This is a genomic window from Sphingobium ummariense RL-3, from assembly GCF_000447205.1.
GTDB classification, from domain to species: Bacteria; Pseudomonadota; Alphaproteobacteria; order Sphingomonadales; family Sphingomonadaceae; genus Sphingobium; species Sphingobium ummariense.
In genome coordinates this window covers 82,070-101,162 of record NZ_AUWY01000071.1, presented here as the reverse complement: position 1 = coordinate 101,162, position 19,093 = coordinate 82,070, and the positions used below count along the sequence as shown (strand labels likewise).

14 protein-coding genes are annotated in these 19,093 nt (G+C 65.4%); 2 read left to right on the top strand and 12 right to left on the bottom strand.

The window, feature by feature from the left end; all coding sequences use genetic code 11:
- Nucleotides 1-21 precede the first annotated feature (21 nt).
- The 12 genes from M529_RS34190 to M529_RS34135 form a co-directional block, all read right to left on the bottom strand.
- Nucleotides 22-2,883: a valine--tRNA ligase gene (locus M529_RS34190; protein WP_021317740.1), complete on the bottom strand. Its 2,862-nt coding sequence runs from the start codon at nt 2,881-2,883 to the stop codon at nt 22-24.
- A 347-nt stretch (nt 2,884-3,230) separates the two neighbouring features.
- Nucleotides 3,231-5,270, bottom strand: a complete 2,040-nt coding sequence (locus M529_RS34185; protein ID WP_021317739.1) for an alpha/beta hydrolase family protein — start codon at nt 5,268-5,270, stop codon at nt 3,231-3,233.
- Nucleotides 5,271-5,442: 172 nt separating this feature from the next.
- Nucleotides 5,443-5,907: a GNAT family N-acetyltransferase gene (locus M529_RS34180; protein ID WP_021317738.1), complete on the bottom strand. Its 465-nt coding sequence runs from the start codon at nt 5,905-5,907 to the stop codon at nt 5,443-5,445.
- Nucleotides 5,908-6,209: 302 nt separating this feature from the next.
- Nucleotides 6,210-7,610, bottom strand: coding sequence for a dihydrolipoyl dehydrogenase (gene lpdA / locus M529_RS34175; protein ID WP_021317737.1), 1,401 nt, complete (start codon nt 7,608-7,610; stop codon nt 6,210-6,212).
- Between the two features lie 26 nt (nt 7,611-7,636).
- A complete protein-coding gene (gene odhB, locus M529_RS34170; RefSeq protein ID WP_021317736.1) occupies nt 7,637-8,911 on the bottom strand; it encodes a 2-oxoglutarate dehydrogenase complex dihydrolipoyllysine-residue succinyltransferase in 1,275 nt (424 codons plus the stop codon).
- Nucleotides 8,912-8,919: 8 nt separating this feature from the next.
- On the bottom strand, nt 8,920-11,715 hold the full coding sequence (locus M529_RS34165) for a 2-oxoglutarate dehydrogenase E1 component (protein ID WP_021317735.1): 2,796 nt from the start codon (nt 11,713-11,715) through the stop codon (nt 8,920-8,922).
- An 89-nt stretch (nt 11,716-11,804) separates the two neighbouring features.
- Complete coding sequence (sucD, locus tag M529_RS34160; protein WP_021317734.1) at nt 11,805-12,689, bottom strand: succinate--CoA ligase subunit alpha; 885 nt, start codon at nt 12,687-12,689, stop codon at nt 11,805-11,807.
- A gap of 60 nt (nt 12,690-12,749) precedes the next feature.
- On the bottom strand, nt 12,750-13,055 hold the full coding sequence (locus M529_RS34155) for a GIY-YIG nuclease family protein (protein WP_021317733.1): 306 nt from the start codon (nt 13,053-13,055) through the stop codon (nt 12,750-12,752).
- A 40-nt stretch (nt 13,056-13,095) separates the two neighbouring features.
- On the bottom strand, nt 13,096-14,061 hold the full coding sequence (mdh, locus tag M529_RS34150) for a malate dehydrogenase (protein WP_021317732.1): 966 nt from the start codon (nt 14,059-14,061) through the stop codon (nt 13,096-13,098).
- A gap of 325 nt (nt 14,062-14,386) precedes the next feature.
- Nucleotides 14,387-15,490 (bottom strand): cell division protein ZapE, encoded by a 1,104-nt coding sequence (gene zapE / locus M529_RS34145; RefSeq protein ID WP_408021276.1) that lies wholly within the window; start codon nt 15,488-15,490, stop codon nt 14,387-14,389.
- A gap of 5 nt (nt 15,491-15,495) precedes the next feature.
- Entirely contained in the window at nt 15,496-15,954 is a 459-nt protein-coding gene (locus tag M529_RS34140; protein WP_236617676.1) for a PaaI family thioesterase, read from the bottom strand.
- Nucleotides 15,955-15,959: 5 nt separating this feature from the next.
- On the bottom strand, nt 15,960-16,748 hold the full coding sequence (locus M529_RS34135; RefSeq protein ID WP_021317729.1) for a succinate dehydrogenase iron-sulfur subunit: 789 nt from the start codon (nt 16,746-16,748) through the stop codon (nt 15,960-15,962).
- 174 nt (nt 16,749-16,922) lie between these two features.
- On the opposite strand from M529_RS34135, the gene M529_RS34130 reads away from it, so the two are divergent.
- Together M529_RS34130 and M529_RS34125 are read left to right on the top strand one after the other, a co-directional pair.
- Nucleotides 16,923-17,999, top strand: coding sequence for a hypothetical protein (locus M529_RS34130; protein WP_021317728.1), 1,077 nt, complete (start codon nt 16,923-16,925; stop codon nt 17,997-17,999).
- A complete protein-coding gene (locus tag M529_RS34125) occupies nt 17,996-19,093 on the top strand; it encodes a CDP-alcohol phosphatidyltransferase family protein (protein WP_021317727.1) in 1,098 nt (365 codons plus the stop codon). Before M529_RS34130 ends, M529_RS34125 begins: the two co-directional genes overlap by 4 nt.

Genomic DNA, 19,093 nt, shown 5'->3' with positions numbered 1-19,093 from the left:
CTCCGGCGCTGCGCCGGACGATTACCCCAGCCGGTCCAGCGCCGCCTTCAGCCTTTCCGCCTCCGCCGACTTCTCGGCATGATCCTCGCGGGCCTTCGCCACCGCCTCGGGCTTGGCCTTCTCGACGAAGCTGGGGTTCGACAGGCGGCCGCCCAGCGAATCCCGCTCCTTTTCCGCCGCGGCCAGCGCCCTGGCGAGGCGGACCTTCTCCGCCGCGATGTCGATCACGCCTTCCAGCGGCAGGATGAAGGTCGCTTCGTCGATGACGATCTGCGCCGCGCCGCCCGCCGGCACGTCGCCGAAGCTGAGGCTCTCCACCCGTCCCAGGCGCGCCAGCGCGGTGCCCTGCCGATCGAGCCGCCGGTGCGTTTCCTCCGTCGCGTCGCGGACGACCATCGGCAGGCGGGCACCCGGTGGCACGTTCAGTTCCGTGCGGGCGGTGCGGATCGCGCTCACCAGCCGGATCAGCCAGTCGATCTCCGCCTGCGCATCACTGTCCACCGCCGCCAGTGCCTGCGGCCAGCGAGCGACGATCAGCGCGCTTTCCCGCGTGCCGGTGAGGCTCCAGAGCTCCTCGGTGATGAAGGGCATGAAGGGATGGAGCATGACCAGGATCTGGTCGAACGCCCAGCCCGCAACGGCCCGCGTCTCATCGTCCATCGCGCCCTTCGTCAGCTCGATATACCAGTCGCAGAACTGGTCCCAGACGAAGTGGTAGATGGCGTTCGCCGCAGCGTCGAAGCGCAGGTCGGCCATCGCCAGGTCGATCGCCTGCACCGTCGCCACCGTTTCGGCGATGATCCAGCGGTTGACCGGCAGCTCCGCATGCGGTGCTTCATGGCTGGTCGACGCCGTGACGCCATTGGACTGGAGGAAGCGCGCCGCGTTCCACAGCTTGGTCGCGAAGTTGCGATAGCCCTCGACCCGCTTCTCGTCCATCTTGACGTCGCGGCCCTGGCTTTCCATCGCCGCCATGAAGAAGCGCAGCGCGTCCGCGCCGAACCGGTCGATGAGGCCGAGCGGATCGACGACATTGCCCTTCGACTTCGACATCTTCTGCCCGTCCGCGGCGCGGACCAGACCGTGCAGGTAGAGCTTGCGCCACGGGACATCCCCCATGAATTCAAGCCCCTGCATCGCCATCCTCGCATCCCAGAAGAACAGGATGTCGAAGCCGGAGATCAGCAGGTCGTTGGGGTAATGGCGCTGGAGCAGCTCGGTCTGCTCGGGCCAGCCCAGCGTGCCGAAGGGCCAGAGCGCTGAGGAGAACCAGGTGTCGAGGACGTCGGGGTCGCGCCAGATAGGCATCTTTCCCGCCAGCTTGGGTAATTCTTGAGTACCCTCTTTTGCTGGGAACAGCGAACCGACTATAGCGGCGTCACGGCTCTCAACGACCACGATCCTTTCGGGAGCAACATTATAGAGGTTTGCCGCAGCATTGATGGCCTCTTCTTCGTTCTCTTCAACAAATGTGTGGCCATAGAATTCACGAACCTTGCCATGGCCGCTTTCTTTGAAAAGAGGCTGGCCATTTCCGTTATGATCTGGCCCAAACCAAGCCGGAATCTGGTGTCCCCACCAGAGCTGGCGCGACACGCACCAGGGCTGGATATTCTCCATCCAGTTGAAGAAGGTCTTTTCCCAGCTCTTCGGGACGATCTCGATCCGCCCGTCGCGCACCGCCTGCATCGGCGCGACCGCCAGCTTTTCGGCGTCGACATACCATTGGTCGGTCAGCCACGGCTCGATCACCACGCCGGAGCGGTCGCCATAGGGCGTCTGGATGGTGCGGGGCTCGAAGTCGGCGGCGACCTCCTCGCCTTCCTTGGTCCTGGTGACGTGCGGCACGAGGAAGCCGAGCGCCTTCATATCCTCAACCACCGCCTTGCGGGCGTCGAAGCGGTCGAGGCCGAGATACTTGTCCGGCACCAGTCCGTCGGCGGTCTGGACGACCTTCGCGTCGGCGTCGAACATGTTGAGCATCTGCGAGGCGGCGATGCCCGCGCGCCGGCCGACGTCGAAATCGTTGAAGTCATGGCCCGGCGTGATCTTGACCGCGCCCGACCCCAGTTCCGGGTCGGCATGTTCGTCCGCTACGACCTTGAAACGGCGGCCGGTGATCGGCTGGAGAATGTCCTTGCCGATGACGTCGCGATAGCGCGGATCGTCGGGATGCACCGCGACCGCCATATCGGCGAGCATGGTTTCGGGCCGGGTGGTGGCGACGACGATATGGTCGCTGCCGTCGGCCAGCGTCACGCCGTCCGCCAGCGGATAGCGGAAGCGCCAGAAGCCGCCCTGCGTCTCCTTCGTCTCCACCTCCAGGTCGGAAATGGCCGAGCGGAAATGCGGGTCCCAGTTCACCAGCCGCTTGTCGCGATACAGGAGTCCGCGCTTGTGCAGTTCCACGAACACCTTGACCACGGCCTTCGAGAAGCCCTCGTCCATGGTGAAGCGCTCGTTCGCCCAGTCCATCGAGCAACCGAGGCGCCGCAACTGGCGGGTGATTGCGCCGCCGCTCTCCGCCTTCCATTCCCAGACCTTCGCGATGAAATCCTCGCGGCTGTAGTCGGTGCGCTTTTCTCCGCGCGCGTTCAGCTGCCGCTCGACCACCATCTGCGTCGCGATGCCGGCATGGTCGGTGCCGACGACCCACAGCGCATCCTTGCCGCGCAGGCGCTCGTAGCGGACGACGATGTCCTGCAGCGTGTTGTCCAGCGCATGGCCGATGTGGAGGCTGCCCGTCACATTGGGCGGCGGGTTGACGATGGTGAAGGGCTCCGCGTCGGGGCGGGCGGGCCGGAACAGGCCGTTCGCCTCCCAATGGGCGTACCAGCGGGATTCGATGTCGGCGGGATCGAAGGTCTTGGGCAGTTCGGTCATGGCTGGGGCTTTAGCCGCTTCCGGGCGGCGTGCAAGGCATCGCCAGCGCGACAGCGGCGAAGTTCACACCGTTGTCGGGCAAAAGAGCGCCCTTTGGGGGCAAAAGTCACGCCAAAGTCACAGCGACGCGACACTGACGCGACAGTCGGGTCACAGCGACGCCACAGTGACGCGACAGCGACGCGCCAGCGAGGCGACAGGTGCGGGATGGCGGTGCGGGGTTGGGCGGGACGCGTCCATCGTGAAGGATAGAACAGAGAAAATCCCATTTTGAAACGGCTCATCAAAAGGCAGCGGGACCCCGGCTCAAGGCCGGGGTGACGGTCGTGACGGTTCCCGACGAGCCCTCATTTCGCTGTCCATTTATCTATCCAAGCCAAGGCCTCGTCATACCATTGCAGCGAGTTGCGGGGTTTCAGCACCCAGTGATTCTCGTCGGGGAAGACCAGCAGCTTCGAGGGGATGCCGCGGCGCTGGAGGGCGGTGAAGGCGGCGATACCCTGGGTATAGGGGATGCGGAAATCGCGTTCGCTGGTGACGACCAGCATCGGCGTCTTCCAGGCGCTCACATGGGCGACGGGGTTCCATTTCTCATATTCGGCCGCCTGATCATAATAGGGGGCGCCATGTTCCCATTCGTCGAACCATAGCTCCTCGGTCTCATAGGCCATGGCGCGGGCGTCGAACACGCCGTCATGCTGGACCAGGCATTTGAAGCCGTCGGGCCACTGGCCCGCGATCCAGTTCATCATATAGCCGCCATAGCTGGCGCCGAGCGCGCAGGCGTTGCCGGCGTCGAGCTGCGCGTCCTTCGCCGCGGCGGCCGCGAGGCCGAGCTTCAGATCCTCCAGCGGCTTGCCGCCCCAGTCCCTGTTGATGCTGTCGACGAAGGCCTGGCCATAGCCGGTCGAGCCATGGAAATCGACGGTGACGGCGGCATAGCCATGGGCAGCGAAGGCCTTGGGATTCCAGCGATAGGACCAGCTGTCGTTGAAGCTGCCCTGCGGCCCGCCATGGACGAGATAGGCGACCGGCAGCTTGCCCGTGACGCCCTTGGGCTTGACGATCTGGCCCCAGACGGTGTCGCCGCCCGCGCCGCGGAAGCTGAAGCGCTGCACCGACACGTCATCCACGCCCGCCAGCTTGGCGGCATTGACGCTGGTGAGGCGGACGGGCTTTGCGGCCTTCCGCCCGGCGGCGGGCATCAGCCAGAGGTCGGCGGGCGACTGGATGCTGTCGAGCGCATAGACGAAGCCGCCATCGGGCAGCGGGATCACGCTGCCAACATGGCCGGCCTGGGTCAGCCGCGTCACCTTGCCGCTCGCCACGTCGACGCGGAAGGCGGGGTGGTCGAGCACGTCGTCGGCGGTGACGAGGATGCCCTTCCCGTCCGCATCCCAGGCGATCGAGCCGACCGAGCGGTCCCACCCCTCGGTCAGCGCGCGCGTTTCGCCCGTGGCGATGTTCCGCAGCATCAGCACCAGCCGGTCGCTCTCATAGCCGGGGCGCTTCATCGCCGCATAGGCGAGCCAGCGGCCGTCGGGCGACACGGCGGGCATGGTGTCAGTGGCGTCATTGGCGTCGGTGAGGTTGACGGGCCTGCCGCTGCCGTCGGCGGGCGCGGCGAAGATGTCGAGATTGGTCGAGAGCGGCTCGATCCGGCCTGCTTCGCGCAGGGCGAAGAACAGCGTCCGGCCATCGGCGCTCCAGGCGATTTCCTCCGCGCCGCCGAAGGGCCTGGAGGGGCTGTCGCCGACGAGGCCGCCCATGACGGAGACGGCAGGGCCGCCCTCCACCGGCATGACGAAGATCTGCGAGCGCTGCCCATCTGCCCATGTGTCCCAATGGCGCACGAAGAGCTGGTCGTAGACGCGGCCGGTCCCGGCGCTCGGCGGATCGGCGGGTTTGACCGCATCGAGCGTCTTCGCGCCCACCGGACGGTCGGCCCAGAGCGCGACTCTGTCGCCCTTCGGGCTCAGCAGGAAGCCGGAGATGCCGCCGGGCGCGCGGCTGATCTGCACCGGCTGGCCGCCTGCGAGCGGCACGCGCCAGAGCTGGTCGTCGCCGCTGGCGTTGGAGAGGAAGTAAAGGGCGCTTCCATCGGGCGAGAAGGCCGGAGCGCTTTCGTTCCTGTCGGGCGTGGAGGCGATGAGGCGCGGCGGCTGGCCGGGCTTGTCGATCGGCAGCAGGTAGATGTCGGTGCGGCCGCGATTGCCGGCCAGGTCGGTGGTGCGCAGCTGATAGGCCAGCCACTTGCCGTCGGGCGAAGCCACCGGCGCGGAGATGCGGTCGAGGCCGACCATGTCGCTAGGCGTGAAGGGGCGCGCCAATGCGGGTGCCTGCGAGAGGGCGAATGCGCCGAGGCCGGCGAGCAGGAGATGTTTCATGGTCGAACCTCTGGATCGGATGCCGCCCGGAAACGCGAGGACCGCGCCGCGGACGGAGGTCTATGCAGCGGGTGTATGCCGGTGGACGGGCGGCAACAAGGGGTGGTGGTGGCGGATCGGCAGCGTGTCGGCCTCTCTGCCGACCACCGAGGCCCCTCCCCCTTCGAGTGTTCTAAAGGTGGAGACCCAGGAAAGAGGCGCCGGGGACCGGATTGAACGAAACCGGCTCCGCCGCGACGAACCCAAGCGCCTCGTACAACTTGATCGCGGGGACGAACTTCGCCTGCACGTCCAGCCTCATTTCGCGGTAGCCCACCCGGCGCGCTTCCTCGATGAGGCGCTCCGCCAGGGCACGACCGAGATGCCGCCCCTGGGCGTGGGGGCGAACATAGAGTCGCTTCATCTCGCAGATTTCCGGCGTGACCCGGCGCATCGCCACGCAGCCCTGGATATCGCCCTCCCGATCCGCGAGCAGCACGCAGCCGGCAGGCGACGCATATTTGCCCGGCAGGCTGGCGAACTCCGCTTCATTGTTCTGATAGTCGAGATTGACCGGGGAACTGGCGATGAATTCGCGCCAGATGCCAAGCACCGCCGCGGTATCATCGGGAAAGATGGCAGGCCGTATGATCGTCATGGCACGCACATTTCTTCACGATCATGGCCGCAATGGGACGGCGTTTCGGCGCATTGTGGCGATGGGGGCGTTGCAGGCGTCCTTGGGGTGCATGTCAGCGCATTGAGTGCAGTGGTTTGCAAAGAGAGGGTCGCTCTTTCTTCTCGATCACCATCAAAGGGGAGCGGGACCCTGGCTCAAGGCCGGAATACGTCTGATCTTGTGACCGCAAACGGCCGGATACAGCGATCGCAAATCACCCAACCGCCAAAGAAAAAGGCTCCCGCGCGGGGAGCCTCTTCCTTCTGTTCTGTGCGGGCCGGTCAGATGTGGATCGGCTTGCCGGTCACGGCCATGGCCGCTTCCTTGATCGCCTCGCTGTGCGTCGGGTGCGCGTGGCAGGTATAGGCGATGTCCTCGCTCGACGCGCCGAATTCCATCGCCTGCGCAGCCTGGGCGATCATCGTGCCGGCGACGGTGGCGATGATCCACACGCCGAGCACCTTGTCGGTCTCCGCGTCGGCGATGACCTTCACGAAACCCTCGGGCTCGTGATTGGTCTTGGCGCGGCTGTTGGCGAGCATCGGGAACTTGCCGACCTTGACCGCGCCCTTTTCCTTGGCAGCTTCCTCGGTCAGGCCCACGCCCGCGATCTCGGGCCGGGTGTAGACCACGCTCGGGATGACGTCATGGTTCACGATGCCGGTGAGGCCCGCGATATTCTCCGCGACGGCAATGCCTTCGTCCTCGGCCTTGTGGGCCAGCATCGGGCCGGGGATCACGTCGCCGATCGCCCAAACGCCGGGAACCTTGGTCGCGAAATCGTGATCGGTCTCGATCTGGCCGCGCGCGTTGAGTTCCAGCCCGATCTTGTCGAGGCCCAGACCCTCCGTGTTCGGGCGACGGCCGATCGACACCAGCACGACATCGGCCTCGATCGTCTCGGCCTCGCCGCCGGCGGCGGGCTCCAGCGTCAGCGTAACGCCGCTCTCCGTCGCCCGCGCGCCGGTCACCTTGGTGCCGAGCCTGTATTCGAAGCCCTGCTTCTTGAAGATCTTGTTGGCTTCCTTGCGAACTTCGCCGTCCATGCCGGGCAGGATTTGGTCGAGATATTCGACGACCGTTACCTTGGAACCCAGGCGGCGCCAGACGCTGCCCAGTTCCAGGCCGATCACGCCGCCGCCGATGACGACCAGATGGCCAGGCACCTTGTCCAGCTCCAGCGCGCCGGTCGAATCGACGATCTTTCCGCCGGCATTGTCCACCGCCACGCCGGGTAGCTGCGCGACCGAGGAGCCGGTGGCGATGACGATGTTCTTCGCCGTCACACTCTTGCCCGCAACCTCGACCGTGTTGGCGCCGGTGAAGGAGGCCATGCCCTTCAGCCAGTCGATCTTGTTCTTCTTGAACAGGAATTCGATGCCGCCGGTCAGGCCCTTCACCGCGTCGATGCGCTGGCCCTGCATAGTAGGCAGGTCCAGGCTCATGGCATCGATCTTGACGCCCAGCTTGGCGAGGGCGCCGTTCGCGGCTTCCTCATAGAGTTCCGACGCGTGCAGCAGCGCCTTGGACGGAATGCAGCCCACATTGAGGCAGGTACCGCCCAGCGTCTCGCGGCTTTCGGCGCAGGCGGTCCTGAACCCCAGCTGCGCCGCCCGGATCGCCGCGACATAACCGCCGGGGCCGGCACCGATCACAAGGACGTCATAGTCGAATTCAGCCATGGTATATCTTCCTCTGGCTCTTGAACTTACAGGTCGATCAACAGCCGGGTCGGATCCTCGATCGCGTTCTTGACCGCGACCAGGAAGGTCACGGCTTCGCGGCCGTCGATCAGGCGGTGGTCGTAGCTGAGCGCCAGATACATCATCGGGCGCACGACGACCTGGCCGTTGCGGACGACCGGGCGGTCCTCGATGCGGTGGAGGCCCAGCACCGCCGACTGGGGCGGGTTGATGATCGGGGTCGACATGAGCGAGCCGAACACGCCGCCGTTGGAGATGGTGAAGGTGCCGCCCTTCATGTCCTCCATGGTGAGCGTGCCTTCCTTGGCGCGCTTGCCGAAGTCGCCGATGGTCTTCTCGATCTGTGCGACGCTCATGCTCTCCGCATTGCGGATGACCGGAACGACCAGGCCGTTCGGGGCCGAGACGGCGACCGAGATGTCGGCGAAGTCGTTATAGACGATCTCGTCGCCCTCGATCTGGCCGTTGACGCCGGGGATGTCCTTCAGCGCCATGCACACGGCCTTGGTGAAGAAGCCCATGAAGCCGAGGCGGACGCCGTGCTTCTTCTCGAACAGGTCCTTGTACTTCGCGCGCGCTTCGATGACGGCGGACATGTCGACATCATTGAAGGTGGTGAGCAGCGCGGCGTTGTTCTGCGCTTCCTTGAGCCGCTTGGCGACCGTCTGGCGCAGGCGGGTCATCTTGACCCGCTCCTGCTTGCGGCTGGGGCCGGCGGCGGGCGCGTCGGATGCGGGCGCGGCGGCAGCGACGGGCGCCGCAGCGGCAGCCTTCGCAGTGCCCGCGGCAACGGCGGCCAGCACGTCGTCCTTGGTCAGGCGACCGTCCTTGCCGGTGCCCTTGATCTTGCTCGGGTCAAGCCCATGCTCCAGCACCAGCCGACGGACGGCGGGCGACAGCGTCAGGCCGCCGGCATCGCCTTCCTCTTCGACGGGGGCGGGGGCGGCAGCGGCGGGCGCAGGCGTGGCGGCCTCCGCCTTGGCGGCAGGAGCAGGAGCAGGAGCGGGCGCGGCCGCAGGAGCGGGCGAAGCGCCGGCCGAGGCGCCTTCGTTCACATAGGCCAGCAGCGCGCCGACCTCGACCGTGTCGCCTTCCTTGGCGACGATGTCGCCCAGCGTGCCGGCGACGGGCGCGGGCACGTCCACCGCGACCTTGTCGGTTTCCAGGGACACGATCGGCTCATCGGCCTTCACCGCCTCGCCGGGCTTCTTGAGCCACTGACCGACGGTTGCTTCGGTAACGGATTCGCCCAGCGTGGGGACTTTGACTTCGGTGGCCATGAGCTTTCTCAGCCTTTCTTCTGGCGGCGGATTTCTTCACGGACGCTGTGACCCAGCGCATCGGCGACGAGCGCGCCCTGTTCGGCGACGTGGCGCTTGGCGAGGCCGGTGGCCGGCGAGGCCGACGCCTTGCGGCCCGCGTAACGGGCACGCATCGGCGCCTTGCCGGCAAGGCCCAGCGCTTCCTCGATATAGGGCTCGACGAAGAACCAGCCGCCATTGTTGCGGGGCTCTTCCTGGCACCAGATCACTTCCTCCAGATTCGGCATCTTCTTCAGCCGTTCGGCCAGCGCCTCGGTGGGGAAGGGATAGAGCTGCTCGATCCGGACGATCTGGGTGTTCTTGTCCCCGGCGGCGTCGCGCGCCTCGATCAGGTCGTAGGCGACCTTGCCCGAGCAGAGCACCAGCCGCTTCGTTTCCGCGTCGGGTGCCGGGTTGGTGTCCGACAGGATGCGGTGGAACTGGCTGCTGCCCAGGAAGTCCTCGGTCCGGCTGACCGCCAACTTGTGCCGCAGCAGCGACTTGGGCGTCATGATGATCAGCGGCTTGCGGAACGAACGCAGCATCTGCCGGCGCAGCACGTGGAAGTAATTGGCCGGCGTCGTGATGTTGGCGACCTGGATGTTCCCTTCCGCACAAAGCTGAAGGAAGCGTTCCAGGCGGGCGGAGCTATGCTCCGGCCCCTGCCCTTCATAGCCGTGCGGCAGCAGGCAGACGAGGCCGTTGGAGCGCAGCCACTTCGTTTCCGAAGAAGCGATATACTGGTCGAAGATGATCTGCGCGCCGTTGGCGAAATCGCCGAACTGCGCTTCCCACAGCACCAGCGACTTGGGATCGGCCAGCGCAAAGCCATATTCGAAACCAAGCACGCCATATTCGGAGAGCGGGCTGTCCAGCACCTCGAACCGGCCATGCGGCACGGTCGACAGCGGAATATATTTCTTCTCCGTATCTTGGTCGACCCAGACCGAGTGACGCTGGCTGAAGGTGCCGCGACCCGAATCCTGGCCCGACAGGCGCACGCCATAGCCTTCCGACAGCAGCGATCCGAAGGCCAGCGCCTCGCCGGTCGCCCAGTCGAAATTCTCGCCGGACCGGAACATCTCCGCCTTGGCATCGAGCACGCGCTTCAGCGTCTTGTGGACGTTCACGCCCTCGGGCACCGTCGTCAGCGTCTTGCCCAGGCTGTCGAACAGCTTCTGGCTGATCGCGCTCTCGACATTCTGGCGGGTGGTCTCCGCATCGGCGGGCCGATGCAGGCCCGACCAGCGGCCGGCGAACCAGTCGGCGGTGTTGGCCTTGTAGCTCTTCGCCGCCTCGAACTCTTCCTCCAGATGGTTGACGAAATCGCCCGTGACCTGACTGACGAAATCGTCATCGACCACGCCCTCCGCCTTCAGCCGCGCCGAATAGACGTCGCTGACCGGCGGATGCTGACGGATCTTCGCGTACATCAGCGGCTGGGTAAAGCTGGGCTCGTCGCCTTCATTGTGGCCGAAGCGGCGATAGCACCACATGTCGATCACGATGTCGCGGTGGAAGGTCTGGCGATATTCGATCGCCAGCTTGCACGCGAAGGTCACGGCCTCCGGATCGTCGCCGTTGACGTGCAGGATCGGCGCCTGGACGCCCTTCGCCACGTCGCTGGGATAGGGCGAGGAGCGCGCGAACTGCGGCGAGGTGGTGAAGCCCACCTGGTTGTTGACGACGAAGTGGATGCAGCCGCCGGTATTGTAGCCGCGAATGCCCGAGAAACCGAAGCATTCCCAGACGATGCCCTGGCCGGCGAAGGCCGCATCGCCGTGGATCAGCACGGGAAGCACGGCTTCGTGCTTTTCCAGGTCGCCGCGGAAGGTCTGCTGCGCGCGGACCTTCCCCAGCACGACCGGATCGACCGTTTCCAGGTGCGACGGGTTGGGCACGAGCGACATGTGCACCTTGATCCCGTCGAACTCACGGTCGGTCGAGGTGCCGAGATGGTATTTGACGTCGCCCGATCCGCCCACATCCTCCGGATTGGCGGTGCCGCCCGAGAATTCGTGGAAGATGACGCGATAGCCCTTGGCCATGACGTTGGCGAGCACGTTCAGGCGGCCGCGATGCGCCATGCCGTACACGATCTCGCGCACGCCCAGCGCGCCGCCATATTTGATGACCGCTTCCAGAGCCGGGATCATCGATTCGCCGCCGTCCAGGCCGAAGCGCTTGGTGCCGACATATTTGCGGCCCAGGAACTTCTCATATTGCTCGGCCTGGATGACCTTGGACAGGATCGCCTTCTTGCCCTCGGGCGTGAAGTGGATCTCCTTGTCCTTGCCTTCCATGCGGTCCTGCAGGAAGCGGCGCTCCTCCACATCGGCGATGTGCATATATTCCAGGCCGACATTGCCGCAGTAGTTCGCCCGCAGGATCGCGACGATCTCTTCCACGGTGGCGTAGTCGAGGCCCAGCGTACCGCCCAGGAAGACCTTCTTCTTGAGGTCGGTCAGGCCGTGATATTCGGGGGTCAGGTCGGCCGGCAGCTTGCGTTCCGACAGGCCGAGCGGGTCGAGATTGGCGGCAAGGTGCCCGCGCACGCGATAGGTGCGGATCAGCATCTGTGCGCGGATCGCATCCTCCGCGGCCTGCGCGATGTCGGCGTCCGACACCTGCTTGCCCGCGGATTTGGCGGCGGCCTTCACCGCCACCTGCATCTGCGTGGGATCCAATGCGCCGGTCAGATCATCCGTATCCGACAGCGGCCAGTTGTCGCGCGCCCAGCTCGGCCCGCGCTCGATCTCGAAATCCTGATTCTCGTAACCCATTGCCTGGTCCCATCCCAGCCGCGTGCAGTCGCGGAAAGGGGAATAGCGGCCGGGGTGCAGCCCGACCGCTTATATATGTAGGAGTTATCTTACCCCTTCAAGACCTCAACCAGCGTCGAGCCAAGCTCCGACGGGCTGGACGCGACCTTGATGCCGGCCGCTTCCATCGCCGCGATCTTGCTTTCCGCGTCGCCCTTGCCGCCCGACACGATCGCGCCGGCATGGCCCATGCGGCGACCCGGAGGCGCGGTGCGGCCCGCGATGAAGCCGGCCATCGGCTTCTTGCGGCCCTTCTTCGCCTCGTCGATCAGGAACTGGGCGGCCTGCTCTTCCGCATCGCCGCCGATCTCGCCGATCATGATGATGGACTCGGTCGCGTCGTCGGCCAGGAACAGCTCCAGCACGTCGATGAAGTTGGTGCCGTTGACCGGATCGCCGCCGATGCCGACCGCGGTGGTCTGGCCGAGACCCGCGTTCGAGGTCTGGAACACCGCCTCATAGGTCAGCGTGCCCGAGCGCGAGACGACGCCGACGCTGCCCTTCTTGAAGATGGAGCCGGGCATGATGCCGATCTTGCACTCGTCGGGGGTCAGCACGCCGGGGCAGTTGGGGCCGATCAGGCGCGACTTGCTGCCCGACAGCGCCCGCTTCACCTTGACCATGTCGAGCACCGGGATGCCTTCGGTGATGCAGACGATCAGGGGAATTTCGGCGTCGATCGCCTCCAGGATGGAGTCGGCGGCGAACGGTGGCGGGACGTAGATCACCGAAGCATCCGCACCGGTCTTGCTCTTGGCTTCGGCGACGGTGTCGAACATCGGCAGGCCGATATGGGTCGTGCCGCCCTTGCCGGGGGTGACGCCGGCGACCATCTGCGTGCCATAGGCCAGCGCCTGTTCGGTGTGGAAAGTGCCGGTGGCGCCGGTCATACCCTGGGTGATGACCTTGGTGTTCTTGTTAACGAGGATGCTCATTGACCGCCTCTATCCTTCTAGTTCCACCCCGGCGAAAGCCGGGGTCCAGTGTCCCATCGCTCAAGGTCGCGCGATCCGATCGTAAAGGTCCGCCCATTCCGGGTCTGCCTCTTCAATTTCCCGCAACTTCCAGGCGCGCTTCCATTCCTTCATCTGCCGCTCCCGAAGACGGGCGGCTTCCCAGCCGTCGCGCACCTCGTACCAGACGAGCAGCCGGCAGCCATAACGCTTCGTGAACCCAGGAACGACGCTGTTGCGATGCTCCCACGCCCGCTTGGGAAGATCGACGGTGGAACCGATATAAATCGTTCCATTCCGTCGACAGGCCATGATGTAGACGAAGGCAAACCTTCCATCACAGGCCATCCCGGCTGGACCCCGGCCTTCGCCGGGGTGGTTCAATTCCTCAGGCCAGGCTCTCGTCGATGCCCTTGCAGGCGACCAGCAGTTCCTTGACCGCGTCGACCGAGACCTGGAGATTGGCCTTCGCCTCGTCGTCCAGCTTGATCTCGACGATCTGCTCGACGCCGTCCTTGCCGATGATGACCGGCACGCCGACATAAAGCCCTTCGTCCAGGCCGTACTTGCCCTCGACGAACGCCGCGCAGGGCAACAGGCGCTTCTGGTCGTAGAGATAGGCTTCGGCCATCGCGATGCCGCTGGTGGCGGGCGCGTAATAGGCGGAGCCGGTCTTGAGCAAGCCGACGATCTCGCCGCCGCCCGAACGGGTGCGCTGCACGATGGCGTCGATCCGCTCCTTGGTCGAGCGGCCCTGCTCGATCAGGTCGGGAACGGGAATGCCCGAGACGGTCGAATACTGGACCACCGGAACCATCGTGTCGCCATGGCCGCCCAGCACGAAGGTGTTCACATCCTTCACCGAGACGTCGAATTCCTCGGCGATGAAGTGGCTGAAGCGCGCCGAGTCCAGCACGCCGGCCATGCCGACGACCTTGTTGTGGGGGAGGCCGGAAAATTCGCGCAGCGCCCACACCATCGCGTCGAGCGGGTTGGTGATGCAGATGACGAAGGCGTCGGGGGCGTTCGCCTTGATGCCCTCACCCACGGCCTTCATGACCTTGAGATTGATGCCCAGCAGGTCGTCGCGGCTCATGCCCGGCTTGCGGGCGACGCCGGCGGTGACGATGATGACGTCCGCGCCCGCAATGTCGGCATAGTCGTTGGAGCCGGTGATCTTCGCGTCGAAGCCCTCGACCGGGCCGCACTGCGACAGATCCAGCGCCTTGCCCTGGGGAACGCCCTCGACCACGTCGAAGAGGACGATGTCGCCCAGACCCTTCAGCGCGGCGAGATGCGCGAGCGTGCCGCCGATGTTGCCAGCGCCGATGAGCGCGATCTTCTTACGGGCCATATGCGTGTCATCCTCCAAGTCGTGACTATTGGAATTGCGCTGAGCGCTTAGGCCCATATGGAACGGGATTCAACCGGCGAAACCGCCTTGGGTCGATTTATCTTTGCAATTCGTTCGCAATTGCATTAGTGAGGGTCTGGCCCTGTTGCGATGCGCTCCTACCCTGGCGCAACGCCTCCCGTCCCACAGCGGCTTCCTGCCGGACGCCTTCCCGAGGGAAGGCGTCCGGATCCTTTTCGTTGCGATGCAGAAACGATCGGCCCGCAAGGGCGATCCCCTGGCCTGTGGAGCAGCTGAAGCAGGAACGGCGGCGGTCCCCGACGCGCTATTTCGACCCGTGGCCCAGCGCCAGATAATCGTCCGACTGCATTTCCATCAGGCGGGACACGGTCCGCTCGAACTCGAACGATCCGTCGCCTGTCGGATAGAGGCGGGCGGGTGACGCATCGGCGGCGGCCAGTAGCTTCACCTTATATTCGTAGAGCGAGTCGATCAGTGTGACGAAGCGCGCCGCCTCGTTGCGTTTCTCCGGCCCCAGCACGGGAATGCCGACGATGATGACCGTGTGATATTTCCGCGCGATCGCCAGATAGTCGGGCGCGCCACGCGCCTCCTCGCACAGCCGCCTAAAGGAGAAGACCGAGACGCCCTTGAGGCTCTTAGGCACATGGAGCGTCCGCCCGCCCTGAACGGGGATGTCCTCCGCCGGCACCTTGGCGCGATCCTCCACCGAAAAATCGGTAAGGCGGAAGAAGGCGTCGGACAGCGCCTTCGTCGCTTCGGGTCCATTGGGACAATGCCATAGAGTCGCGTCGCCGAGCCGGTCGCGCCGATAATCCGTCGGCCCATTGAGGCTTAGCACATCGAGCTTCATCTTGATGAGGTCTATGAAGGGCAGGAACAGCTGCCGGTTGAGCCCGTCCTTGTAGAGGTCATCGGGCGGCCGGTTGGAGGTGGTGACGATCGTCACCCGCTTTTCCAGCAGTCCGGTGAACAGCCGCGACATGATCGCCGCATCGGCCATGTTGTTGACGACCATCTCGTCAAAGCAGAGCAGCCGCCCCTCTTCCGCAAGCGATTCCACGACCGGGGGGATGGGGTCGCCACTTTCGGACTGGCGCGCCTCTGCCAGGCGGGAGTGCACATCCAGCATGAATTCGTGGAAATGGACCCGCTTCTTGCGCTGGACCTTCACCGTGTCGAAGAACAGGTCCATCAGCATCGACTTGCCGCGCCCTACCCCGCCCCACATGTAGAGCCCGCGCGGCGGCTCCGGCGGCTTGCGCAGCAGCCGCCACAGCGTCGACCCGCGTGGAGGAGCGGACTCCAGTTCCTCCTGAAGGCGATCGAGTCGCGCGGCCGCGGCATCCTGATCGGAATCGGGCCGCAATTCGCCGGCCGCCACCAGGGCGTGATAGCGATCCAGAATGCGGGTCACCGTTCCTCCGGCGCCTTCCGCAGGGTCGCGGTGGATGCGGCGACAGGCTGGCCGTGCTGGCTGAGCACCAGCCGCAGGAACAGGAGTCGCCCGGTCTCGCCCAGCAGGTCGACCTCGGCCCGAAGGGGTGCATCGGCGCTGCCGGCCGCCAGATATTGCATCGACAGGTCGACGGTCACCGCGCCCGCCTGGGCAGGGCGGCCCATCGCTACCATGGCGGAAAAATAGGCGTGGTCGGCGAAAGCGGCGAGCAGGCCGCCATGCAGCGACCCCAGCCGGTTGCGATGTTCGGGGCGCGGTTCCAGCTCGACGATCGCGCGCCTGTCACCCTCGCGCCGGGAATAGAGCGGGCCGAGAATGGTGAGAAAGGTTCCTTCCGCCGGCTCCACCCATTCGAGCCAGCCGGCGCGCGGCCCATCCGCGATCGGCCGCGCCATCCCCTGCCGTACGGTCACGCCGGTCAGAGCTGCCGTTCCACCAGCATCTTCTTGGTCTCCGCGATCGCCTTGGCGGGCGAAAGGCCCTTGGGGCAGACATTGGCGCAGTTCATGATGGTGTGGCAGCGGTAGAGGCGGAAGGGATCCTCCAGCTCGTCCAGGCGCTCGCCGGTATATTCGTCGCGGCTGTCGGCCAGCCAGCGATAGGCCTGGAGCAGGATGGCCGGTCCCAGGAACTTGTCCGAGTTCCACCAGTAGCTGGGGCAGCTGGTCGAGCAGCAGGCGCACAGGATGCACTCGTAGAGGCCGTCCAGCTTCTCACGATCGGCCGGCGACTGCAGCCGTTCCTTGCCGCTCGGCGCCGGGCTGACGGTTTGCAGCCAGGGCTTGATGCTGTTGTACTGCGCGTAGAAGTGGGTGAAGTCCGGCACCAGATCCTTGATCACGTCCATGTGCGGCAGCGGGGTGATGCGCACTTCCTTGCCGGCGCACTCGTCGATCGCGGTGGTGCAGGCGAGGCCGTTCTTGCCGTTCATGTTCATCGAGCAGGAACCGCAGATGCCTTCGCGGCAGGAGCGGCGGAAGGTCAGCGTCGGATCATATTCGTTCTTGATCTTGAGCAAGGCGTCGAGGACCATCGGCCCGCACTGGTCGAGGTCGATCTCGAACGTGTCATAGCGCGGGTTCGCGCCCGAATCGGGATCGTAGCGATAGACCTTGAAGCTTCTGACATTGGTCGCCCCATCGGGCGCCGGGTGGGTCACGCCCTTGCCACTGATCTTGCTGTTCTTGGGCAACGCAAATTCGGCCATCGCTCTTCGAGCCTCTTTGGAAAATGTCTCGCAGTGGGGCCCGCATAACAAATAATCTGCAAAGGTCCAGCATCTAGCGCGCCCATCTCCGCCCTCTTCGGTCCCAGGGGAAGGGAGCGCGCGCCCTCTTGCATCGCTGGGCGCAATCGTTACGGCAGGCGTCCGGGGATCATCGTGCCGACAGAAATAGCATTCCTAGCCATAGCCGAAGCCCAGCAAATCTATCACTGGCTTCCGGCTGCGCTGGAGCTCGCGCGACGGCCCGACGTCTCCGTCACGATCCTGTCTCCTTCCCCCGTGCTGCTTGACCTGGTCGCGCATTACGATCCGACGGGGACGCTGAAGATGGAACATCTGCGTCGCCCCTTCTTCGGTGCCGACACATTGTTCCGCCAGCCGTCGCGGCTTGCCACCCTGTTGCTCAACGCGCAGCGGCTGTCGCATTTCCCCTTGCTGGTGACGACCGAGATATCGAGTGCCGCGCTGCGCTTCGTCCCCGGTTTCCGGTCGCGACTGATCCTCATCAAGCATGGCGCAGGCGACCGGGAGGGCGGTTACAAGGCCCGCCATTCCGCATTCGACCTGACCCTGGTGGCCGGCGAGAAGGACCGCCGGCGGATGATCGAGCGCGGCCTGTGCCCACCCGAGGCCGTCGCGGTCGGCGGCTATGCCAAGTTCGAGCTGAGCGCGCCGCCGCAGCGTTTCTTCTCCGACGACCGGCCAGTGCTGCTCTACAATCCCCATTTCGACCCGCGGCTTTCCTCCTGGGTGCGGCACGGCCCGGCGGTAATGCGCGCCCTTGAAACGCTGCAAGGCTGGAACGTCATCGTCGCACCTCACACCAAGCTCGCCGGCCGCGTGGCTCCGATCGAGACGACAGCCCCGCATATACGTGTCGACATGGGCAGCCGCCATTCGATCGACATGAGCTATACGATGAGTGCCGACGCCTATCTGGGCGACGTGTCCAGCCAGGTGTACGAGTTCCTGCTGCAGCCCCGCCCCTGCCTGTTCCTGAACCTGGATCGGCGGGACTGGCGAAACGATGAAGCCTTTGCCCATTGGCGGCTGGGACAGGTGCTGGAGCGGGTCGAGGACCTTCCTGAAGCGTTGACACGCGCGCCGGACTTGCAACCGGGCTTCGTTGCTGCGCAGAAGGCGGCCATGCACGATTCCATCGACCAATGCGCCATCCCGGCCTCGGTGCGGCAGGCCGATCTGATCCTCGCCTTCATGCAGGGGAAGGCATGAGCGCGCTGATCGAGACCGCCGCAGGACCGGTCCGCCTGCTGGGTGAAAATGCCACCCGCATATGGGGCATGTCCAATGCCGAGCGCTGCCGCCGCATGGCGGAAAGCGCCGGGAAGGGAGGCAAGCGGCTGGCGGAAGGCCATGAGCTGCTGTTCAACCTGGCCTACGCCTTCGACCCGCTGCTCCTTACCCTGGCGCTGGCGCAGCCGGGCACGCTCTTCGCCTGGGACGGCGTGCCGATCGTCGGGCAGGTGCCGGCCGGCAGCGATCCGATGCGGGCGCCATCGGTGATAGACCTGTCCGACGGACGCAAGCTGTACAACCACCAGCTCCGCAAGCTGGAGCAGCCCTTCGTCCGCGAGCTGACGCCGCAGACCCGAAGCGCGATCGAGCGGCGGAGCTATTTCGGCGCCTACAAGGGCGTGACCGACGTCCTCACCAAATATCTCTGGCCCGAGCTGGCGCTGGTGCTGACCCGCGTCGCGGCGCAGTTGCGCATGACGCCCAATATGGTGTCGATGATCGGCATCACGCTGTGCATCGTCGCCACCTTCCTCTTCGCCAGGGGCATGTACTGGACCGGGTTCCTTGCGGGCTTCATCTTCATGGTGCTCGACACCGTCGATGGAAAGCTCGCCCGCTGCACCATCACCTCCTCCAAATGGGGCAATGTGATCGACCATGGCGTGGACCTGGTCCACCCGCCCTTCTGGTGGTATTTCTGGGGGACGGGCCTGGCCACTTGGGGCCTGGCGCTGTCGGGCGGCACCTTCACCTTCATCATGACGGCGGTGATCGCCGGTTATGTGCTCCAGCGCCTGATCGAAGGGATGTTCCTCAAGGACTTCAAGATGGACATCCATGTCTGGCGCCCGTTCGACAGCCGGTTCCGCCTCATCACCGCACGGCGCAACCCGAACATGGTTATCCTGTTCTTCGCGTTACTCGCGGGGCGGCCCGACATCGGCCTGATCGCCCTTGCGTGGTGGACACTGATATCGCTGGTCGTCCACGCTGTCCGGCTGGCGCAGGCCTATCGGGTGAAAGCATCGGGCCGGCCGATCGTCAGCTGGCTGGAGGAAGCGCAGGCGTAG

Excerpts from the sequence above, each read along its gene's own strand:
- M529_RS34190 (WP_021317740.1), bottom strand. The coding sequence starts at position 2,883 with ATGACCGAACTGCCCAAGACCTTCGATCCCGCCGACATCGAATCCCGC.
- M529_RS34185 (WP_021317739.1), bottom strand. The coding sequence starts at position 5,270 with ATGAAACATCTCCTGCTCGCCGGCCTCGGCGCATTCGCCCTCTCGCAG.
- M529_RS34180 (WP_021317738.1), bottom strand. The coding sequence starts at position 5,907 with ATGACGATCATACGGCCTGCCATCTTTCCCGATGATACCGCGGCGGTG.
- lpdA (WP_021317737.1), bottom strand. The coding sequence starts at position 7,610 with ATGGCTGAATTCGACTATGACGTCCTTGTGATCGGTGCCGGCCCCGGC.
- odhB (WP_021317736.1), bottom strand. The coding sequence starts at position 8,911 with ATGGCCACCGAAGTCAAAGTCCCCACGCTGGGCGAATCCGTTACCGAA.
- M529_RS34165 (WP_021317735.1), bottom strand. The coding sequence starts at position 11,715 with ATGGGTTACGAGAATCAGGATTTCGAGATCGAGCGCGGGCCGAGCTGG.
- sucD (WP_021317734.1), bottom strand. The coding sequence starts at position 12,689 with ATGAGCATCCTCGTTAACAAGAACACCAAGGTCATCACCCAGGGTATG.
- M529_RS34155 (WP_021317733.1), bottom strand. The coding sequence starts at position 13,055 with ATGGCCTGTGATGGAAGGTTTGCCTTCGTCTACATCATGGCCTGTCGA.
- mdh (WP_021317732.1), bottom strand. The coding sequence starts at position 14,061 with ATGGCCCGTAAGAAGATCGCGCTCATCGGCGCTGGCAACATCGGCGGC.
- M529_RS34135 (WP_021317729.1), bottom strand. The coding sequence starts at position 16,748 with ATGGCCGAATTTGCGTTGCCCAAGAACAGCAAGATCAGTGGCAAGGGC.
- M529_RS34125 (WP_021317727.1), top strand. The coding sequence starts at position 17,996 with ATGAGCGCGCTGATCGAGACCGCCGCAGGACCGGTCCGCCTGCTGGGT.